We start from the raw sequence: 18,272 nt of genomic DNA on the forward strand, positions 1-18,272 counted from the left end.
CCAACGGCCGAAGCGGCTGATGCGACGATAGATGAGCGGGGAGGGATGCACACCGTGGTCACTGGCCTGCCGGACCCGGCGCTTCGCCCTCCAGCGTCACTGCTCCTCCTGGTATCGATGTCCGATATTGCGGCTTTCGCCCGAGTGAAGCGCCCTGTCGTGTCCACATGGCGCCGACGTCACCCGGACTTCCCCGCTGCCGTGTCCGAGAACTCGGGACGGCCGCTGTTCGACGGCGCCCAGGTAACCGACTGGCTGATCACCTCCGGCCTGGGCAACGCCGCCCCGACGGAGCTCCGATCCGAGCTGGCCCTCTTCGGCATCGTCGCACTGCGAGACCGCTTCACGCCGTGGCAGCTGGTCGAGACGCTCGGTAGCTTGCTGTGCTTGCGCCGGCTCGACGGCAGGCCACTGGCCGACGGCGGCGCGAACGCCTTCCCGCCCGACGCCGAAGCGGACGAGGCACTCTGGTCCGAGCTGCTGAGCCGAGCCGAACGGATCGACGCCGAGGACGATTTCGTACTCCGCGAGCTGCGCGCCATCGACGCCACGGCGGCCCCGCTCGCCCGCCTCGCCGAGGACCTGATCGAGTCCGCCTACGATGAGCGCGGCGCGTACGAGTGGCTGCTCGCCGCCCGCTCCCGGCTCGGACTGGACTCCCTCGCCGCCGACGCAGTCACCCCGGAGCTGCGGAGCCTGTTCACCCAGCTCACCGACCTCCGCATCCGCCTTGAGCAAGGTGAGTCCCTCACCCTCGCCGACCCACACTCCGGGGCTGGCGACCTGCTCGCCGCGCTCCTCGACGCCACGGAGGACCGCGACCGCGTCACCGTCCTGGCCGCCGACCCCGACGAGCGGCTCACTCGCATCACCCGCCGCCGCCTCCTGCTGGCGGGCGTCAGCGAACTCGACCTGGACGTGCAGACCGGCACCGATCTGGAGGAACGCTTCGCGGACCCGGACCTCGTCGTCACCCAGCTCCCGTACCGCCCCGGCGAGGACCGCTCGGTGCTCGCCGCCCTGACGGAGCTCGAACGCGTCGCCTACCTCCTCCGTCCCGGCTGCACGGCCATCGTCCTCGGACCGGCCGACGCGCTCGTCGACGAACTGAAGAGTACCGAGGCCGCCCAGCTTCGCTCCGCCCTCCTGCGTGAGAACATCGTCGAGTCGGTCATCGCGCTTCCCGGCGGGGTCCTGCCCTTCCGTCCCGGCCACCGTCCCGCGCTGTGGACGCTCACGCGCGGTCCCGTCTCGGCGGCGGAGGGCAAGGTCTTACTGGCCGATATCAGCTCGGAACAGCTCACGCCAGGCGTGCGCATGCGGCTCGCCGACGACGTCCTCCTCTGGCGCGCGGAAGGGCTCCGAACGCTCGACGGCCACGACCCGCGCTACGGCCGCGTGGTCTCTGTCGCCGACCTGGACCGGGCCTTCGGCGGTCCGCTGACCCCGCCCGCGCCGCCCGCCTCCGCGATCTGGTCCGACAAGGTCACCGAACGCCCCGCCCTGATCGCCGAGGCCGAGGCCCGCTTGGAACGCGCGACGGCCGATATCCGCGCGTACGAGGAGGGGCGGGGCCCCTACCGAGGGGCCATACTGCGAAGGGTCGGTCGCCTGCCCAGGCGTACCACCCTCGGCAAGCTGATCACGGCACGCAGGGTGACCCGGCTCCCCGGGCACCGTATCGACGAGAAGCACCTCACCCGGGACGGTCACCACACGGTCCTAGGCCCCGAGGAGATCACCGGCGAAGGAGCCGTGGGCGAGCGCCGCGTCGACCGTTTGCTGCTGGCGACGGCGTATGAACGGGTGGCACTCACCGAGCCCGGTGACGTCGTCTACACCCTCGCGCCCCGAATCGGCGTGTACGTTGACCACGACGGTTTCTCGGTCGTCGCGTTCCCGGCCCGTGTCCTCCGCGTCAACGCCGACGCCACCTGCCCGCTCACCCCCCGGGTCCTGGCGGCCCTGCTCGGCGCGGCTCGTGGCACCGCTCGCAGTCCCAGCGCGGTACGCCCCGCCCGCCGTATTGAGGACTACCAGATCCCCGACCTTGACCCGGACGAGGTGCTGCGCTTCGACGCCCTCCTGGCCGAGACCGAACGCCGGGAACGCCTGCTGCGTGCCCAGTCCGATGCCCTCGCCGAGGCCCGCCGCCTGACGATCGCGGGCCTGGCCGACGGCACCCTCACCCTCGGCGAAGCCCGAACCATCAACCGTACGTGACCCAGCTACACCCAGCCACCGACGAGTCGGAAGAAGGAACGATGCCTCCCCGCAAACGAGCCGCGGCAGCCGCCGGACAGGGCGAACTGCTCAGTGTCTCCAGCACCAAGGAGATCCAGGACATCCTGTGGAAGGCCGCGGACAAGCTCCGCGGCTCCATGGACGCCGCCCAGTACAAGGAGTTCGTGCTCGGTCTGGTCTTCCTGAAGTATGTCTCCGACGCGTTCGCCGAACGCCGCGAGGAACTGGCCGCCGACCCCGAGCTGGCCCAGATCCCCGAGCACCGCCGGGCGGCTTTCCTTGAGGAGAAGGACGAGTACACGGAGAAGAACGTCTTCTGGGTGCCCCCGACCGCCCGCTGGGAACACATCTCCGAGAACGCGGCCAGCGCGGAGGGCGGCGTCGGCGTGCTTCTGGACACGGCCATGGACGAGGTGATGCAGGCCAACAAGAAGACTCTCAACGGCGTCCTCCCGAAGATCTTCAACCGCGACAACGTCGACCAGAAGCGCCTGAAGGAACTCGTCGACCTCATCAGCGACGCGCGCTTCACGGGCCATGGGGACCGCCCGGCACAGGACGTGCTGGGCGAGACGTACGAGTACTTCCTGGAGCGCTTCGCGCGGGCGGAGGGCAAGCGGGCTGGCGAATTCTACACGCCGGCGAGCGTGGTCCGCCTGATCGTCGAGGTCTTGGAGCCGTACGAGGGGCGGGTGTACGACCCGGCGTGCGGCTCGGGCGGCATGTTCGTACAGAGCGGCAAGTTCGTGAAGAAGTGGAAGGGCCAGGATCACACGCACGACATTGCCATTTACGGCCAGGAGGCGAATGAACGTACCTGGCGCCTGGCGAAGATGAACCTTGCCATCCACGGCATGGACCCCAAGGGCATTGGCAAACGCTGGGCAGACACTTTCACCGAAGACAAGTACCCCGACCTCAGGTTCGACTTCGTGATGGCTAACCCGCCGTTCAACATGTCCGACTGGGCAAGGAAGATGGACGATCGGCGCTGGAGGTACGGGGTCCCGCCCCTGTCGAACGCCAACTATGCGTGGCTCCAGCACATCGTCTCGAAGCTGGGCGACCGGGGCAGCGCGGGTGTGGTCCTGTCCAACGGCTCGATGTCGTCCAAGCAGTCGGGCGAGGGCGAGATCCGCGCGGCGATGGTCGAGGCGGACCTGGTCTCCTGCATGATCGCCCTGCCGGGCAACCTGTTCCGTACGACGGCGATCCCGGCGTGTCTGTGGTTCCTCACGAAGGACAAGTCCCCGCAGGGCACTAAGGCACTGGAGGACCGGCGGAGCCGGGTGCTGTTCATCGACGCGCGCGCGATGGGCACGATGGTCGACCGCACGGAGCGGATCCTCACGGAGGAGGACCTGGAGAAGATCTCCGACACGTATCACGCGTGGCGGGGCACCAAGTCGGCGAGGGACAAAGGCCTTTCCTACGAGGACGTCCCGGGCTACTGCTACAGCGCGACGCTGGAGGAGATCGAGAAGCACGACTATGTGCTGACGCCTGGGCGGTATGTGGGGGCGGCGGAGGTTGAAGAGGACCTGGACGCGGAGCCGGTGGGGGAGAGGATCGCTCGGCTGACCAAGGAGCTGTTCGAGCGGTTGGACGAGTCGGCGAGGCTGGATGCGGTGGTGCGGGAGCAGTTGGGGAGGATCGGTGGTTGAGCGGCAACTTACCTTCGCTGATTTGGCGAAGGCCGGTGACATGATCTTCGGGGATGGCTATCGCACAAAGAAGTCTGAGCATGGTATGCCGGGCCTCCCGATTTTGCGCGTTGCCGAAGTGCATGATGGCGTTATCAGGCCCGATTTCACGGATTATGTAAGTAACGCCTATCGAGGTGCCATGGGGGTAAAGGTATCTCGGTGGGGGGATATTGTGCTAACGACGAAGGGGACTGTTGGGCGCGTGGCGATCATTCCCGTCGGATCCCCTGAATTCGTCTACAGTCCCCAAGTCTGCTTCTTCCGTGTGGCTGAGGGAGCCCGACTGGAATCCAAATATCTGTACTACTGGTTCAAGGGCTCGGAGTTCTGGAGTCAAGCCGGCTCGCGCAAGAGTCAAACGGACATGGCTGACTATCTGAATCTGTCGGACATTCGTTCGCTGTCTATCACTGTTCCGGACCGTCTGCAACAGCAAGCCGTCGTGGAGGTCGTTGGGGCGCTGGACGACAAAATCGCAATTAATGAGCGGATTGCCGCTACCTACGAGCAGTTGCTCAAGTTGCAGGTCGATTGTATGGGGCTGGAGGCCGACCCTGACCCCGTAACCGCTGCATCTGTGACTGAGTTTGTCCAGTTCAACCCCAAGGTTGCGAAGCCGTCCTCGGAAGCCGTTTACGTGGACATGGCTGCCCTCTCTGTGAATCGTGCGGGCATCAGCGCCTGGACGAGGAGGGAACCCAAGGGGGGGACTCGATTTGTCAATGGGGACACGCTCTTGGCTCGCATCACGCCGTGCCTGGAGAACGGTAAGACGGGCTACGTCGATTTCATGGAAAATGGTGAAATCGGGGTGGGTTCCACGGAATTTATTGTGATGCGTTCAGTTCAGGGAGTCCCGCCCGAGTTCAGCTACTTCCTGGCGCGCAGTAAGAGGTTCCGTGAGCATGCCATTCGAAACATGGTTGGCTCGTCAGGGCGTCAGCGTGTCGCTGCTGTAGACGCGGCGAACTTCTATATTAGCCGGCCCGATGAAAAGTTGCTCGCCGCATTCGGGGAAGTGGCATCGAATTTCTTTGCGCATGTGAGATCACTGGACCGTGAGTCCCGCACTCTAGCCGCGCTCCGCGACAGCCTCCTCCCCCAACTAATGTCCGGCAAGCTCCGAGTCCGAGACGCCGAGAAGATCGTGGAGGGCGCTGTATGACCACCGGAGGAAACCACGACCACCTCCCCGCTCACCTCGACGCCAAAATGACTGAGTCCACCTGGGAACACCTGGCCCTGGACGAACTCGCTCAACTCGCCTGGGACCCCAAGCCCGGCAAAGACCTGGCCCCCGGCACAGGCCACCGCCGGGACTGGGACGATCTGATCCTCCACGACGAACTCCAGGCAGCCATCGAGAAGCTGAACCCGGAGCTGACTTCCACCGCCGTCCACGAAGCTCTACGTATCGCCACCGACCCCGCCTCCCATGAGGCGTACCCGGAGAACAAGCAGGCCCATGAGTACCTGACCGTCGGCATTCGCCTCACCTACACCGACGAGTTCGGTGCTGAGCAGACTCCGACCGTCCGCCTCATCGACTTCACGGACCCCGAGGCGAATAGCTACCTCGCCGTCAACCAGGTCACGGTCAGGGACACCGACGGCAGCCACCGGCGCTTCGACATCGTCCTGTACGTCAACGGCCTCCCCCTGGCCGTCGTCGAGTTGAAGAGCGCCTCCGACGAGAACGCGACCCTCAAGTCGGCGCACGCCCAACTCCAGGCGTATGTATCGGAGTTCCCGATCGTGTTCCGCTACAACGTCCTTTGCCTGGTCTCGGACGGCATAACCGCCAAGTACGGCACGGCATTCACGCCGTACGAGCACTTCGCGCCTTGGAACGTCGACCACGAGGGCGAACGCGTCGACACCAACGAGCCCGGCTACGACGGCCTCGACGCGCTGGACCTGGCCCTCCACGGCCTGTTCACGCAGGACCGGTTCCTCTCTCTCACCCGCAACTTCGTCAACTTCCCCCCGCCCGAGCCGGACGAGCGCCTCTCCGGCAAGCGCATCGCGAAGCCGCACCAGTACTTCGCGGTAAATAAGGCGGTGGACGCCGTCGTCGAGGCGTCGCGGACGAATGGCCAGGCCGGTGTCGTCTGGCACACGCAAGGCGCGGGCAAGTCCGAGGAGATGGTGGAGACGGCGGCCCTCGTCGCCCGCCACCCGGCCCTCAACAACCCCACCATCGTCGTCATCACCGACCGCAACGACCTCGACGACCAGCTCTACGACACCTTCCTCGACAGCGAGACCCTGCTCGGGCAGAAGGCCCACCAGATCGACACGCGCGAGGAGCTGCGCACCGAGCTGAAGCGGCGCAACGTCGGCGGGATCGTCTTCACCACCCTCCAGAAGTTCGGCCTGAGCAAGGAGGAGAAGGACGCCGGGAAGTCGCACCCGCTCCTCTCTGAGCGCCGCAACATCCTGGTGATCGTCGACGAGGCGCACCGCTCGCACTACGACAGCCTCGACGGCTACGCCCGTCACCTGCGCGACGCCCTGCCGTACGCCACCCTGCTCGCCTTCACCGGTACGCCGATCTCGAAGGCCGAGGCCGACACCCGTGCCGTCTTCGGCGAGTACATCGACATCTACGACCTGAAGCGCGCCGTCGACGACGGGGCCACGGTCCGCGTGTTCCACGAACCGCGTGTCATAGAGCTCGACCTGTTCGAGGGCATCGACCCAGACAAGCTCGACGAGCAGGCCAACACGCTGACCGAGGGCATGGACGACGCCGAGCGCCGCCGTGCCATCCAGTACGCGACGACGATGAACACCGTCTACGGCGCCCCCGACCGCATAGCGAAGCTGGCCGACGACCTGATCGCCCACTGGGAGCAGCGCCGCGAGCTGGTCAAGCCCGACATCGGCGGCCCCGGCAAGGCGATGGTCGTGTGCGCGACCCGCGAGATCTGCGTACGGGTGTTCGATGCGTTGGCCAAGCGGCGGCCCGGCTGGGTCGGCGACGAGGCTGACAAGGGCGTCATGAAGATCGTTTTCCATGGTGACCGCTCCGGCCCCGAGCACCTGCGCAAGCACTCCCTGCGCAAGTCCCAGCAGAAGGTCGTCCAGAAGCGTGCCAAGGACCCCGAAGACGAGCTGGAACTGCTCATCGTGCACTCGATGCTGCTCACCGGCTACGACGCCCCACCCATCCACACTCTGTACATGGACCGCCCCATGCAGGGCGCCAACCTGATGCAGGCCCTGGCCCGGGTCAACCGCCGTTTCCGCGGCAAGCAGGACGGTCTCCTCGTTGGCTACGCGCCTCTCACCGACAACCTGGCCAAGGCCATGCGCGAGTACTCGGACCAGGACCGCAAGGACCAGACCCTCGGCGCGGACATCGAGCGGGCCATCACCGAGGTCAAGAACGAGCTGGCCACCATCAAGGGGCTGCTGGCCGGGAGCCGCTGGAAGGAGTGGCTGGCCGACACCGACCGCCCCGACTCCCGCAAGCGCGCGCTGCGCCTGACTGCCGACTTCCTGCGCGACCCGAAGAACCCGGGCAACAAGGTCGAGCCCCTCGCCAAGCCGCTCTCCACCCGCTTCAAGGACAGCGCCGCCCGGCTGGACCGTTTCTACCGTGTCTGCGCGATGAGCAATGAGATCGCCGAGCGCTGCGAGGACTTGGACGACTGGCGTCGTGACATCTCCTTCTTCAGCGAGGTCCGGGCCTGGATGATCAAGCTTGACGCCGCCCAGCGCGAGGCGAGCGGGGAGCCGCTCAGCGCCGAGGTCCAGCGTTACCTGCAAGCCCTCGCAGCCTCGGTCGTCGACGCCGACGAGATCACCGACCTGTACGCGGAGGCCGGAATCGGTCGACTGGACATCACCCGTCTCAACGAGGCGCAGCTGCGCAAGCTGGAGAACTCCGAGACCCCGCACCTGGTCACCGAGGCCCTGCGCCGCATGATCCAGCAGAAGATGCGCGAGGTGACCAAGCACAACGTCGTCCGCAATGAGAGCTTCTCCGAGCGCCTCGACGACCTGATGAAGCGGTACATGCTCCAGCAGCTCACCAGCGCCCAGGTCATCGCCGAACTCGCCGCCCTGGCGCGGGAGGTCTCGGCGGAGGCCCGCCGCGGCGAGCAGTTCGACCCGCCGCTCAGCCATGCCGAGCTGGCCTTCTACGATGCGGTCGCCCACCGCGACATGGCCGAGCTGATGGAAGGCGGCCAGGACACCCTCGCCAAGATCGCCCGAGCCCTGGTGAAGGACATCCGGAAGAACCTCTCCGTCGATTGGCTCTCCCGCGAGCCCGTCCGGGCCAAGCTGCGCACCCGCATCCGCCGCGTGCTGGCAATGTTCGACTACCCGCCGGAGGAGGAGCGCGAGGCGGTCGACCTGGTCCTCAAGCAGATGGAGATCGTGGCTGCCCTGTGGGCGCCCGGGACGAAGGAGGGGTAGCACAGAGGTACTGCCACGGAGGCGGGCTTCCCTGGGGCGGGTGGCGACTACGCCAGCCCCAGGATCACGCGGACGCACTCTTGCACACGCCGCATCTCGCTCGGGGCCGTCAGGCTGAGACGCCGCCGAAGCCTCGGTTCGTCGACGATGGGCAAGCCGGTGCGGTTCACGTACGACTTATTGTACGTGGTCACTCCGCAGTCCGGACCGATCGGGACGTGGGTGAAGACGGGGCCCGGTGCCACCCGTGATCACGCTGACAGTGGTTCCACGGTGGAGGCGGGTGTTCTCACGGACGTACCGAGCGAACGGCCCAGCCTTCGTCGAGTCCTGAGGGCGAGTCAGGCTGTGGGCTGCTCCTGGTGGCCGCCTTGGCCGTGCGCTGGGGTTCGGCGTCGCGTCATCCACTAGGCAAAACGGTGTGTGGGCCAAGATGCCCGTCACCCCGCCAACTGCCGTCGATAGGCAGTATCGATCGTGATAACCCGGGTTATCACCGATGATATGGATCGAGCAACTTCTCCGCCTCTAACGTCTGTTCCGTCACACCGGGCTCGCGCAAAGCCGGGAGGCTCGCCTCTCTCGCTCACCGCACGGGCCCGGCCGGTGCCCCATTGGACATCGGCCATCGGAACGGGCCACGGAGGGCGGAGAGCACCATGACGGAACACCTCGCACAGAGCGACCCGAACGCAACGAACGAGCAGGGTCGAGGCAGCTCCTCGACGCTCTCCCGGCTGGCCGCCCGCCTCGAAAGCTCGGCGCTCGCCGAGGCGCCCCGGGAACTCCTGCGCGAGGTACTGGGCGCCGCGCCGTCGGGGTCCGGCGCCCCCGCTGTTCCGCACCCGGACCAGCGGGTGTTCCTCGACTCCATCAACGTCAGCGGCTTTCGCGGCATCGGCCGCAAGGCGCGTCTGCCGCTGACCGCGAAGCCCGGCGTCACCCTCGTCGTGGGACGTAACGGCTCGGGGAAGTCCAGCTTCGCTGAGGGCGCCGAGACGGCGCTCACGGGCCGGACCGCCCGCCTGGACAAGCAGCGGGGCGAGGCGTGGCACCGGCACTGGCGCAACCTGCACGACGGGGCCGACCCGAAGGTCGAGGTCCGCCTCGCCATCGCGGGCGACCCCCGGCTGTCCACCCTGACGTGTACCTGGCCCGGCGACGATGTCACCGCCCCCGCAGTCGAGTTCAGGCGGCCGGGCCACGGCCGGCGGCCCTTCGCCGACATTGGCTGGGAGCGGGCCCTGAACGATTACAGCCCCTTCCTGTCGTACACGGATCTCGACAAGGTTCTCAACGGCAGGCCCAGCGAGCAGTACGACTCGATCGCCGCCATCCTCGGACTCGGCGAGCTGGCCGACGCGGACGAGCGGCTCCAGGGCATCGAGAGGGCGCTCGCCTCCGCGCTGAAGCAGGTCGAGGCGGAACGGCCCGCACTCGTCGAGGTGTTGTCCGCGCTGGACGACCCCCGGGCAGAACACGCGCTCGCGGTGGTCGGCGGGGCGGGCGACCCCGACTTCGTCGAGCTCGGCGCCCTCGTGACCGCCGTGCCCGAGGCGGACGAGGGTCGTCTCCGGGAACTGCGCGCGACCGCTGGGCTGACCGGACCAGACCTCGGCGCGGTCGGCGCGGCCGTGGACCGGCTGCGCGAGGCCATCGCCGTACTCGACGACGTACGTGCCTCGGGCGCCGAGGACGCCCACCAGCGTGCGGAACTGCTGGCCAAGGCCCTGGAGCACAGTCTCCGGCACGAGGACGAGGACACCTGTCCGGTGTGCGGGTCCAACCGACCGCTCGACGAGGCGTGGGCCGACCGGACAGCCGAACAGGTGGCGACCCTGCGGCAGGAGGCCGCGACCGCGCGGGAGGCCCGGACCGGGCTGCGGGACGCGGTGGACGCCGTCCGCCACCTCGTCACGCCGGTGCCTGGGTGGCTGCCCGCCCCGCTCGTGGACCCGTGGGAAGAGTGGCAGGCGTGCCGGGCGATCGATGACGCCGAGCGGCTCGCCGTCCGCGCCGAGACCGCCGCGCTCGTCCTCGCCGACGCCTGCGCCGCGCTGCGGGAGGAAGCCCTGCGGGAGCTGGAGAAGCTCGACGAGGAGCGGCGCGCTTGTGTCACCCGCCTCGCGGGCTGGCTCGACCGGGCCCGGACCGCGTACCCCGGCAGGCCGCGGCTGCGCCAGGTGAGGGCGGCTCGTAAGTGGCTCAAGGAGGCGTGTGCCGAGCTGCGCGAAGAGCGGTTGCGGCCGTTCGAGGACTACTCGCAGCGGATCTGGGAGGAACTGCGCCAGCAGAGCAACGTGGACCTGCGTTCCGTACGCCTGACCGGCAGCGAGAAGGCCACCGTGCGCAAGCTGGTGATGGACGTGTCCGTCGACGGCACACAGGCGGCGGCCCTCGGTGTCATGAGCCAGGGCGAACTGCACTCCCTCGCGCTCTCGCTCTTCCTGCCGCGCGCCGCCGCGCCGGACAGTCCCTTCGGGTTCGTCGTCATCGACGACCCCGTGCAGTCCATGGATCCCGCCAAGGTGCACGGCCTCGCGAAGGTCCTGCACGACCTCGGGGAGACCCGGCAGGTCGTGGTCTTCACCCACGACACGCGGCTCCAGCGGGCCTTCACCAACCAGGAGTTCCCGGTGAACGTACTGGAGGTGGAGCGGGAGGGCCGGTCCGCGGTGATCGTGCGGCGGGTGACTGATCCGGTCGGCCAGGCCCTGGCCGACGCACGCGCCCTCGCCCGCACGCCGAACCTCCCGCCGGTCGCGATGACCCATGTACTGCCCAGCCTCTGCCGCACCGTCCTGGAACGCGCATTCTCCGAGGCCGCGTGGCTGCGGCTGCACCGGGCGGGGCTGGCCGAGCACGAGGCGGAGAAGACCGTCGCGGGTGCCGTCACGCTGATGGACATCGCCGCCTTGGGACTCATCGGAGATACGTCGAAGAAGGCAGGTGAGGTCTACCGCGAAGTGCGCAGGCGCTGCGGCCCCGAGGCGGTGGACCTCATTCGGCAGTGCCAGGAGGGTGCCCACCCGTCAGGCACCTCGATGCCGGATCCCTACCGGTTCGTGGACGACATCAAGGCGGTCGCCCTGACGGTACGCAAGCCCGAGGAGGGGCCATGAACGCGACCATCCGCCAACTGCTCGACACCGCCGACCTGCTCCTCGCGGACACCGGCGAGCCCGCCACGCCCGCTGCCACGCCCGTGCCCGCCCGGCCCACCGCGCTCGCCGCCGTACCCGCCGCGTCCACCGCGACTACGGCGAGCCGGTGCCGAGGTGCCGCCTTCGCCCTGCGTGCCGCACTGGAGAGTGCGGTCGCCGACCGCCTCGCCGCCCACCGTGCGCCGCGCGCGATTCGGGAGGGCACCCAGCGGGCCGCGTTCCTCTGGCTCCGCGGTTGCGCCGAAGCCGGAACGGCCCGCCGGGCGAAGGCCGCGTGGAGCCAGCTCTGCCTGGGGTGCCACTACCACCAGTACGAGATCGGTCCCACGGAGGACCAGGTGCGCGCGTGGCGTACCGAAGTAGCGGCGATCGTCGCCCTGTTGGCCCACTGATCAGCATTTGGCCCACGTCCCCCTGTTCCGCCGAGCGAAGAGGCGGGCGCTGGTCGGCAGCGCCAGGAGGAGACACACATGAGAACGACACCACGGGGGCGGTTAGCGCCACCGTCCACAAAGAGCGGAGCGAGGAGCGGCACCATGACGGCCCGTACGTCCAAGCGAACCCTGTATCGGCTCAAGGGGGTGTCTCCCACTGCCGACTCGATGTTCGACGCCCTATACGCAGACCAGTTGGAGAGGGTCCACGCGGATTTCGACATCCCTGAGAACCTCGGTGTACCGGCCGTCCTGGTCACCGGCAGCTTCGAACAGCCCGTCGCCAGCTGGTGCGACGAGATCTTCCGTACGACGGGTATCGAGGTGTCACGACCGGTCAACCGCTCGGCCGCACTGCTGATGCTCGCGGTGGACGGCGAGGTGTACGCCATCGGCTACGACCAGGGCTTCCGCCTGGTGCCCGACCGGCTGAAGGACCACCGCTTCGGGCTGAGCTTCGCGTCCCGCCGGGTGGACCCTGGAAGGATCCGGGACCTGGTGTCGCACACCCCGGGCGGAGGGCGCACCGACATTACCCTGATCCCGAGCGGGGCCTCGGTGTGGAGCCTGGGCATCGTCGAGCACGCCCAGATCGTGCGCCGCCTCGGCGGTCACCTGGACGACATCCCGCTCACCATCTCCCGGGACAACCCGGCGAAGATCTCCAGCGCCGAGGGTGGTGTCGGCCTGCGCATGCGGCTCGGCGTGGAGGGCGCCGACCTGATTGCCGATATCCGCGCGATCGCCCGTGTGCTGCGCGAGGAGAAGCCGAGCCCGGGGCTGGAGTTCGTCGAGCACGTCGTGCCTGCTGACGATTCCAGCCTTGTCACCCGCCTGGAGGCCAACCTTGACGACCTTCTGGGGCAGGAGCCTGACGGAAAGATCAGAGTCGCCGTCCCCATCGATTATTGGGACGACTACATGGCAGCCCGGGCGTTCCGGGCCAGGATCAACAGCGACGCGGCCGGCCGGTCGACCGACGACTTCGACCTTGAGTACGTCCTCTGCCGGGCGCGCATTCAGCGTGCGGGCAGCCGCGTGGCCGCGCTCCGGGAAGGAACCGTCACCCTTTACCGGCACAGCCGCGCCGACCGGGCCGACGAGATCTGGACGTCCAGCGCGCTCCGCTGGATCGAGGCGGAGGTGTTCCTCGACTCTCGCCGGTTCTTCCTGATGGACGGGCACTGGTACGAGATCGATCAGGAGTACCTGAAGACGATTCGCTCGCACGCCGAGCGGTTGATCGCCGACAACCCGTCCGTCGAGCTGCCCCCGTGGGTCCTGGGGGGGAAGGAGCGCAGCTACAACGAGTCCGTGCCTGACCAGCGGCCCGGGTACGTCTGCTTCGACCGCGACAACGTTCAGACCGCGCTGCATCGCGGGAACGGCGTGGAGATCTGCGATTTGCTGAGCCCAGACAACGCGCTGGTCATGGTGAAGCGTGCCAAGGGCTCCGACGTGCTGAGCCACCTCTTCAGCCAGGCGCTCGTAGCCGTACAGACGCTGCGGAACTCCCCGGAGGGACGGAAACGGTTCGCCGAGAAGGTGGCCGCGGCCCGGAAGGGGCGCGGTCTACCGAAGGACTTCCAGCCCTCCAAAGTCGTCTTCGCGATCCTGCTGAAGGACGGCACCGACCTCACCGCCGACACCCTGTTTCCGTTCTCGCAGGTGACCCTGGTACAGACGGCCAGGATGCTCGAAGCGTGGGGTGTTCAGGTCGAGGTCGTAGGTATCGCTGCCACTCCGTCGCCTGTCACCTCGACTGGCGTCCGGCGGTTGGCGGCGTAACTGCCGCGCACCGAGACGTCGTACGCCGGCGTCTCCTGCGAGCCATGCCGGATCTCGAGATGGCTGTGGTAGCAGAATGGGGCCTCAGCGATGCCAGCTGTTATGCCAGTGACTTTCGCAATGCGTTGACCAGTGACATTGCGCGCACGTCGTTGGGACCCCCGGTGATGTTGTTCATCGCATAGCCGAAGGCGATGCCGTGCTTCGCGTCGGCGAAGCCGAGCGAGCCGCCTCGACCAGTGTGGCCGAAGGAGTTCGGGCCGATCATGGGGTTGGTCTCTGTACTGCTCCATGGCTGCCGACTCCAGGATTTCCGGAGTAGCAGGCGCACACCGCCCACCACGCCGATGAGCGCGGCATGCATGTGCGCCAGTGCGCGTGCGGTGCCAACACCACATTGGATGCTGGGAGTTCTGCGGCTTGCATCTCAGGTTCACCTTCGGAATTCGAAGCAGTGAATGTGAGGTTGCGAGGGGCAGTGCTCGGAAGCGCTCGCGGAATTCACGGACAACGGGACGGATGGCTGGCGATGCAGCTGGCCATGAGTCCTCGTCCGGGAACCAGTGGAGTATGTGGGCGGCCTAGAACGTCGCAGCGGCGATCGACTCCGATGCGTCCCTCGTAGACTAATCGGCGAACCTCGCGAGCTTGGACTCTGCTGGATGCCCGAGTGGCATCCGCTGCCACCGTTGCGCCTGGATGCGGTTCGATATGGCCGGTAGAGATGAGGGCTTCCTGTCACGAAGGAAAGTCGCGGTGAGAAGAGGGTTCCGCTCTTGGCGAGGTCGACGGTGTGGTGGTCGCGTTCTGGTCGCGACTACCCCCGGAGGCCGTTGTGGCGGCGCCTGTTCTGGTCACGTCTGCTTTGCTCGGTTCCTGTCTCATGGTTGGTGGGCCGCTTGTGCTGCCCGGGGTTTGGGCGGTCGTAGGGCCCGGTGCGGGGCGACATCGCCGTGTCCGGCGTGGGCGTCACTCGGCTCGGGGCGGGCAGCGATGAATCCGTCGGGCATGTTGGACGGCGCACCGGTCGTGTTGTGGCGTTGGCGTGATGGCGAGCCAGGGGCTCCGGCTCGTGCCCGTGCCGTCTTGGGGTACGCCCTGAGCGATCTGGGGTATGGCGGCGAGTCGGTGAGTGATGCCGTGCTGGCCGTATCGGAGTTGGTCGCGAACGCCATTGAGCACGCGGTGGGGTCGTATGAGCTGTGGCTGCACCGCACGGCATTGGATGTCATCTGCGAGGTGGTGGATCACGACCCGAGGATTCCCGAGATCCCGCCTTTTGCGGTGGGTGCTCTGTTTGCTCCGGTGGAGGGAGATCGGGGCGGCGGTCTGGAGACGTTGTGCGCGCTGTTGTCAGAGCGCGGTTGGGGCTTGCACATCGTGCATGAATTGACCGGAGGAGCCTGGGGGTTCCGCCGGTTGCTGGGCGCGAAGGCAGCTTGGATCGCCTTGCCCCTGCCCGCCAGTGGGGAGGACTGGTTCGGGGACTGACTTGCTCGGCTGGGGCGTCGGCGAGTGGGTTGGCCGACTGTGGCCCGCTGGCGATTCCCCCGTCGTTTCCATCGTCGTTTCCGTCGGCGTGTCCGGGGCCGTCCTTGGATGCGACGTCCCCGTGCAGGGCATCACCGCAGGCCAGGCCGTAGACGAGCCGGATGCTGGCGAGGGCGACTGTATATATCGGTACAGCGAAGCATCCCGATCTACCTGGTCAGCGCGGCCGGGCGTGCGCTGATCGCGTGTCGCTGGTTGCCCGGCTGCTGAGCTGTGGATGCCTCCTCCCTGCGAGATTCATGTGCAGCGTGGGTTCTGTACGGGTCCCGTGGCGGGCTGTGAGGCGCGGGTCAGGAGCACCTTGCACCTGGGGAGCGGGGTGCTCTCCTCCGGGGCGGCTCCTGGGGTGCGAGCGGGGCGCTGTGCCCGCGCCGGTGCGTGTGGTCGCGGGGCCGGGTTCGGGTGGCCTGTCGGCCGATGCCGCTGGGTTTGGGCGGCGGGAGCGGCCGGGGAACGGAGGGGGAGCGGTGCTCTCGGGGTGTACCCCGTGCCTCCCGGCGGTCGCGGTTGTGCACCCGGTGTGGGGGAGCGCGCCCGAGGATCTTGGAGCGGCTGCTCCTGTGTGCGTCCGTACCGCCGAGGTGGACCGGTACTGGCTCGGTGATGGCTCGGGTGCGGGTGCGCTCGCACCCCAGGTGCGTGTGCCTGAGGTGCAGTGGGGAGCGGACCCGCTCCCCGGCGGTGGCAAAGACCCACTGCTGGAATCTCTATTGATCACGTCAGCGCCAGTTGGCCGCTTCCGTCGAACTCGACACCACGCCTGGGGGTTCCAGATGAAGAACGTCCGCGATACCCGCCGCCGAGGCATCCCTTGCTGGCACCGGGTCGGCAACCGTCGCCACAGCCCGGTGCCGCACCTGTGCCAGCGAGGGGTTGGGGAGCACAGGCTCGGCAGTGGCTCGGGGCAGGTTGTTCCGGCGGAGTTGGGGTTCTGGGTGTGTGGGTGGCCGTCCACGTACGGCAACGGGCGGCTGGAGAGCGGTCGTGAATCATCGCTCACGGGCATCTTCCGACACGCAAGATCGCGGGCTTGACGACGTCGCCGAGATGGAGCGTCCATGGACGACGACCGGTCGCGGCAACGCTGAAACGCGCACTTCAGAGGGGTTGCTGACGGTCGTGGAGTACGTCGTCGTCGATGGTGGCGAGGCTCAGGCGCTGGCCCAGCGCCAAGGGGACGCGATTCGTGAGGTGCTGGAGTGGCTGTACGCCGGTCACAGTGCCCCGAAGAGTGGCCACGTCTGAGCCTCCCGCCCTGCACCCTGGGAGAGAGACACCGTATGCACGGCAACCCGCCCAGCACTCGGCCCTGGGCGCAGCCCGTATCCGGCCGACCCTGGTCCACGGTCGGTATTCCGGACGCCTCGGCGCTTCCGGTCACTGTCCCAGTGGCTTGGCTCGGCCGGACCTCTACGGAGGACGCTCAGGACCCCACCCTGTCGCTGCCCCGGCAGTTGCGTAACGCGAGAGCTGCGCTCCCGCCCGGCTGGGTGATTGTCGCCCATTTCTACGATGTGGAATCCGGCCGTAAGGAGTTGCGAGAGCGGGGCAATTCCCTTGCGCACCAGCAGTTCCAGATTCCCATTCCGCGAGATGGCAGCGTCGCTGATCTGCTTGACGAGGCGCAGCGGCCTGACCGCCGCTTCGCCGCAGTTATCTGCGAGTCCATTGAACGCGTCGCGCGCCGGACCTACTTCGGCACGAAGATCGAGTACGAGCTGGAGCAGGCCGGGGTGGCCCTGTGTGCTGCCGATGAGCCGATCGTGACCGGTCCGCGAGCCAAACGTGCCACACCCACACTCACGCAGCGCGTTAAGCAGGCGGTCTCCGAGTGGTACGTGTTGCAGATGCTGGAGCTGTCGTGGGACGGCTTCATTGAGCATGTCTCTCAGGGCTGGAATGTGGGCAAGCCGCCTTACGGCTATCGCGCGGAAAAGGTTCCCCATCCCGTCCCGGCCCGCCGGGCCGAGGGCCGCACCAAGCACCGGCTCGTTCCGGACGCGTCCCGGGCTCCGGCTGTCACCTACATCTTCCAGCTCCGCGGACTGGACAAGCTCGGATACGACGCCATCGCCGACCGCCTGAACCTTGATCCTTTGGCGTACCCGCCCCCAGAGCCCACTCGCCCTGACATGGCCCTCCACCGCTGGAGCGGGTCGGCCGTGCGAGAGATCCTGCGCAATCCCAAGTACACCGGCTATCAGGTCTGGAACCGCCGGGCGACGACGAAAGGCGGTTGCTACAACGACCCCAAGGACTGGGTGTGGTCGCCGCAGCCCACTCACGAGCCTCTCGTCTCCAAAGAGCTGTTCGATGTGGCTTCCACCGTGGCGCGCAAGCGACGGGGGTCACGGACGACGCCCGGTCGCAACTCTCACCCGGCGACCCGGCGTTCCTATGTCCTGCGGTCGTACGTCGTCTGCGAGATCTGCGACCGCCGTATGTTCGGCAAGAACCGCCACCGGATCTCGTACTACGCCTGTCAGGTCGACCCGAACGAACACCGGGACAAGCCCTGGTTCGGCGGGCATCCCAAGAGTTTGTGGGTTCGGGAAGAGGCCTTGATCACATCTGTCTCCCACTTCTTCGCCACCCGCGTCTTCGGCCCCGACCGGCGCACCCATCTCGGAGCCGCGCTCGAAGCCGCCCGGCTTGCGGACGAGCCCGGCGACCGCATCGCGAAGGAACGCGCCGCGCTGGAGCAGGCCATCAAGGCCATCGGTGAGCGTCAGGCCCGGCTCATCCGCACCCTTGCCGATGGCGGGCCCGACCCGGAACAGGAGAAGGAGTTTCGCGACGCGATCCGCCGGGAGCACGCCGCCCTGGGCAAGCAGCGCACAGAGCTCGCCGAGCAGCTGGCCCGGCTGGAAGCCCCGAAGCCGGAGGTGCGTTCCGTCGACAGCGAGGCTCTGCTAGACGCGCTTCCGCACCTCGACATCGACCTTGCCCTGGTCCCG

General features: G+C 67.6%; 10 protein-coding genes and 2 pseudogenes. 10 read left to right on the forward strand and 2 right to left on the reverse strand.

Annotated features, from left to right (window positions below; all coding sequences use genetic code 11):
• Nucleotides 1-201 precede the first annotated feature (201 nt).
• The 7 genes from VT50_RS12690 (at nt 202) to VT50_RS12725 (ending at nt 13,764) form a co-directional block, all read left to right on the forward strand.
• Nucleotides 202-2,223, forward strand: coding sequence for a hypothetical protein (locus tag VT50_RS12690; protein WP_206269401.1), 2,022 nt, complete (start codon nt 202-204; stop codon nt 2,221-2,223).
• A 41-nt stretch (nt 2,224-2,264) separates the two neighbouring features.
• Nucleotides 2,265-3,908, forward strand: a complete 1,644-nt coding sequence (locus VT50_RS12695; RefSeq protein ID WP_046086185.1) for a class I SAM-dependent DNA methyltransferase — start codon at nt 2,265-2,267, stop codon at nt 3,906-3,908.
• Complete coding sequence (locus VT50_RS12700) at nt 3,901-5,115, forward strand: restriction endonuclease subunit S (RefSeq protein WP_075200344.1); 1,215 nt, start codon at nt 3,901-3,903, stop codon at nt 5,113-5,115. Before VT50_RS12695 ends, VT50_RS12700 begins: the two co-directional genes overlap by 8 nt.
• Complete coding sequence (locus VT50_RS12705) at nt 5,112-8,378, forward strand: type I restriction endonuclease subunit R (protein ID WP_046086186.1); 3,267 nt, start codon at nt 5,112-5,114, stop codon at nt 8,376-8,378. The genes VT50_RS12700 and VT50_RS12705 overlap by 4 nt, the downstream gene beginning before the upstream one ends.
• Nucleotides 8,379-9,037: 659 nt before the next feature.
• Nucleotides 9,038-11,500, forward strand: a complete 2,463-nt coding sequence (locus VT50_RS12715; protein WP_046086187.1) for an AAA family ATPase — start codon at nt 9,038-9,040, stop codon at nt 11,498-11,500.
• On the forward strand, nt 11,497-11,934 hold the full coding sequence (locus VT50_RS12720; protein WP_240529146.1) for a hypothetical protein: 438 nt from the start codon (nt 11,497-11,499) through the stop codon (nt 11,932-11,934). The genes VT50_RS12715 and VT50_RS12720 overlap by 4 nt, the downstream gene beginning before the upstream one ends.
• 144 nt (nt 11,935-12,078) lie before the next feature.
• Entirely contained in the window at nt 12,079-13,764 is a 1,686-nt protein-coding gene (locus VT50_RS12725; protein WP_046086188.1) for a TIGR04141 family sporadically distributed protein, read from the forward strand.
• A 100-nt stretch (nt 13,765-13,864) separates the two neighbouring features.
• Here the strand turns inward: VT50_RS12725 and VT50_RS12730 are convergent.
• Nucleotides 13,865-14,196: pseudogene (locus VT50_RS12730) on the reverse strand (esterase); the annotation flags it as partial.
• A 576-nt stretch (nt 14,197-14,772) separates the two neighbouring features.
• Between VT50_RS12730 and VT50_RS12735 the strand changes: the two are divergent.
• The 3 genes and pseudogenes from VT50_RS12735 to VT50_RS40390 all read left to right on the forward strand — a co-directional run.
• Complete coding sequence (locus tag VT50_RS12735; RefSeq protein ID WP_046086190.1) at nt 14,773-15,255, forward strand: ATP-binding protein; 483 nt, start codon at nt 14,773-14,775, stop codon at nt 15,253-15,255.
• Between the two features lie 1,044 nt (nt 15,256-16,299).
• Entirely contained in the window at nt 16,300-16,560 is a 261-nt protein-coding gene (locus tag VT50_RS38995; protein ID WP_143645215.1) for a hypothetical protein, read from the forward strand.
• A 602-nt stretch (nt 16,561-17,162) separates the two neighbouring features.
• Nucleotides 17,163-17,594: pseudogene (locus VT50_RS40390) on the forward strand (recombinase family protein); the annotation flags it as partial.
• 69 nt (nt 17,595-17,663) lie between these two features.
• Here VT50_RS40390 and VT50_RS40395 read toward each other — a convergent pair.
• On the reverse strand, nt 17,664-18,131 hold the full coding sequence (locus VT50_RS40395; RefSeq protein WP_240529148.1) for a hypothetical protein: 468 nt from the start codon (nt 18,129-18,131) through the stop codon (nt 17,664-17,666).
• Nucleotides 18,132-18,272 lie beyond the last annotated feature (141 nt).

Source organism: Streptomyces antioxidans (assembly GCF_000968685.2).
GTDB lineage: Bacteria > Actinomycetota > Actinomycetes > Streptomycetales > Streptomycetaceae > Streptomyces > Streptomyces antioxidans.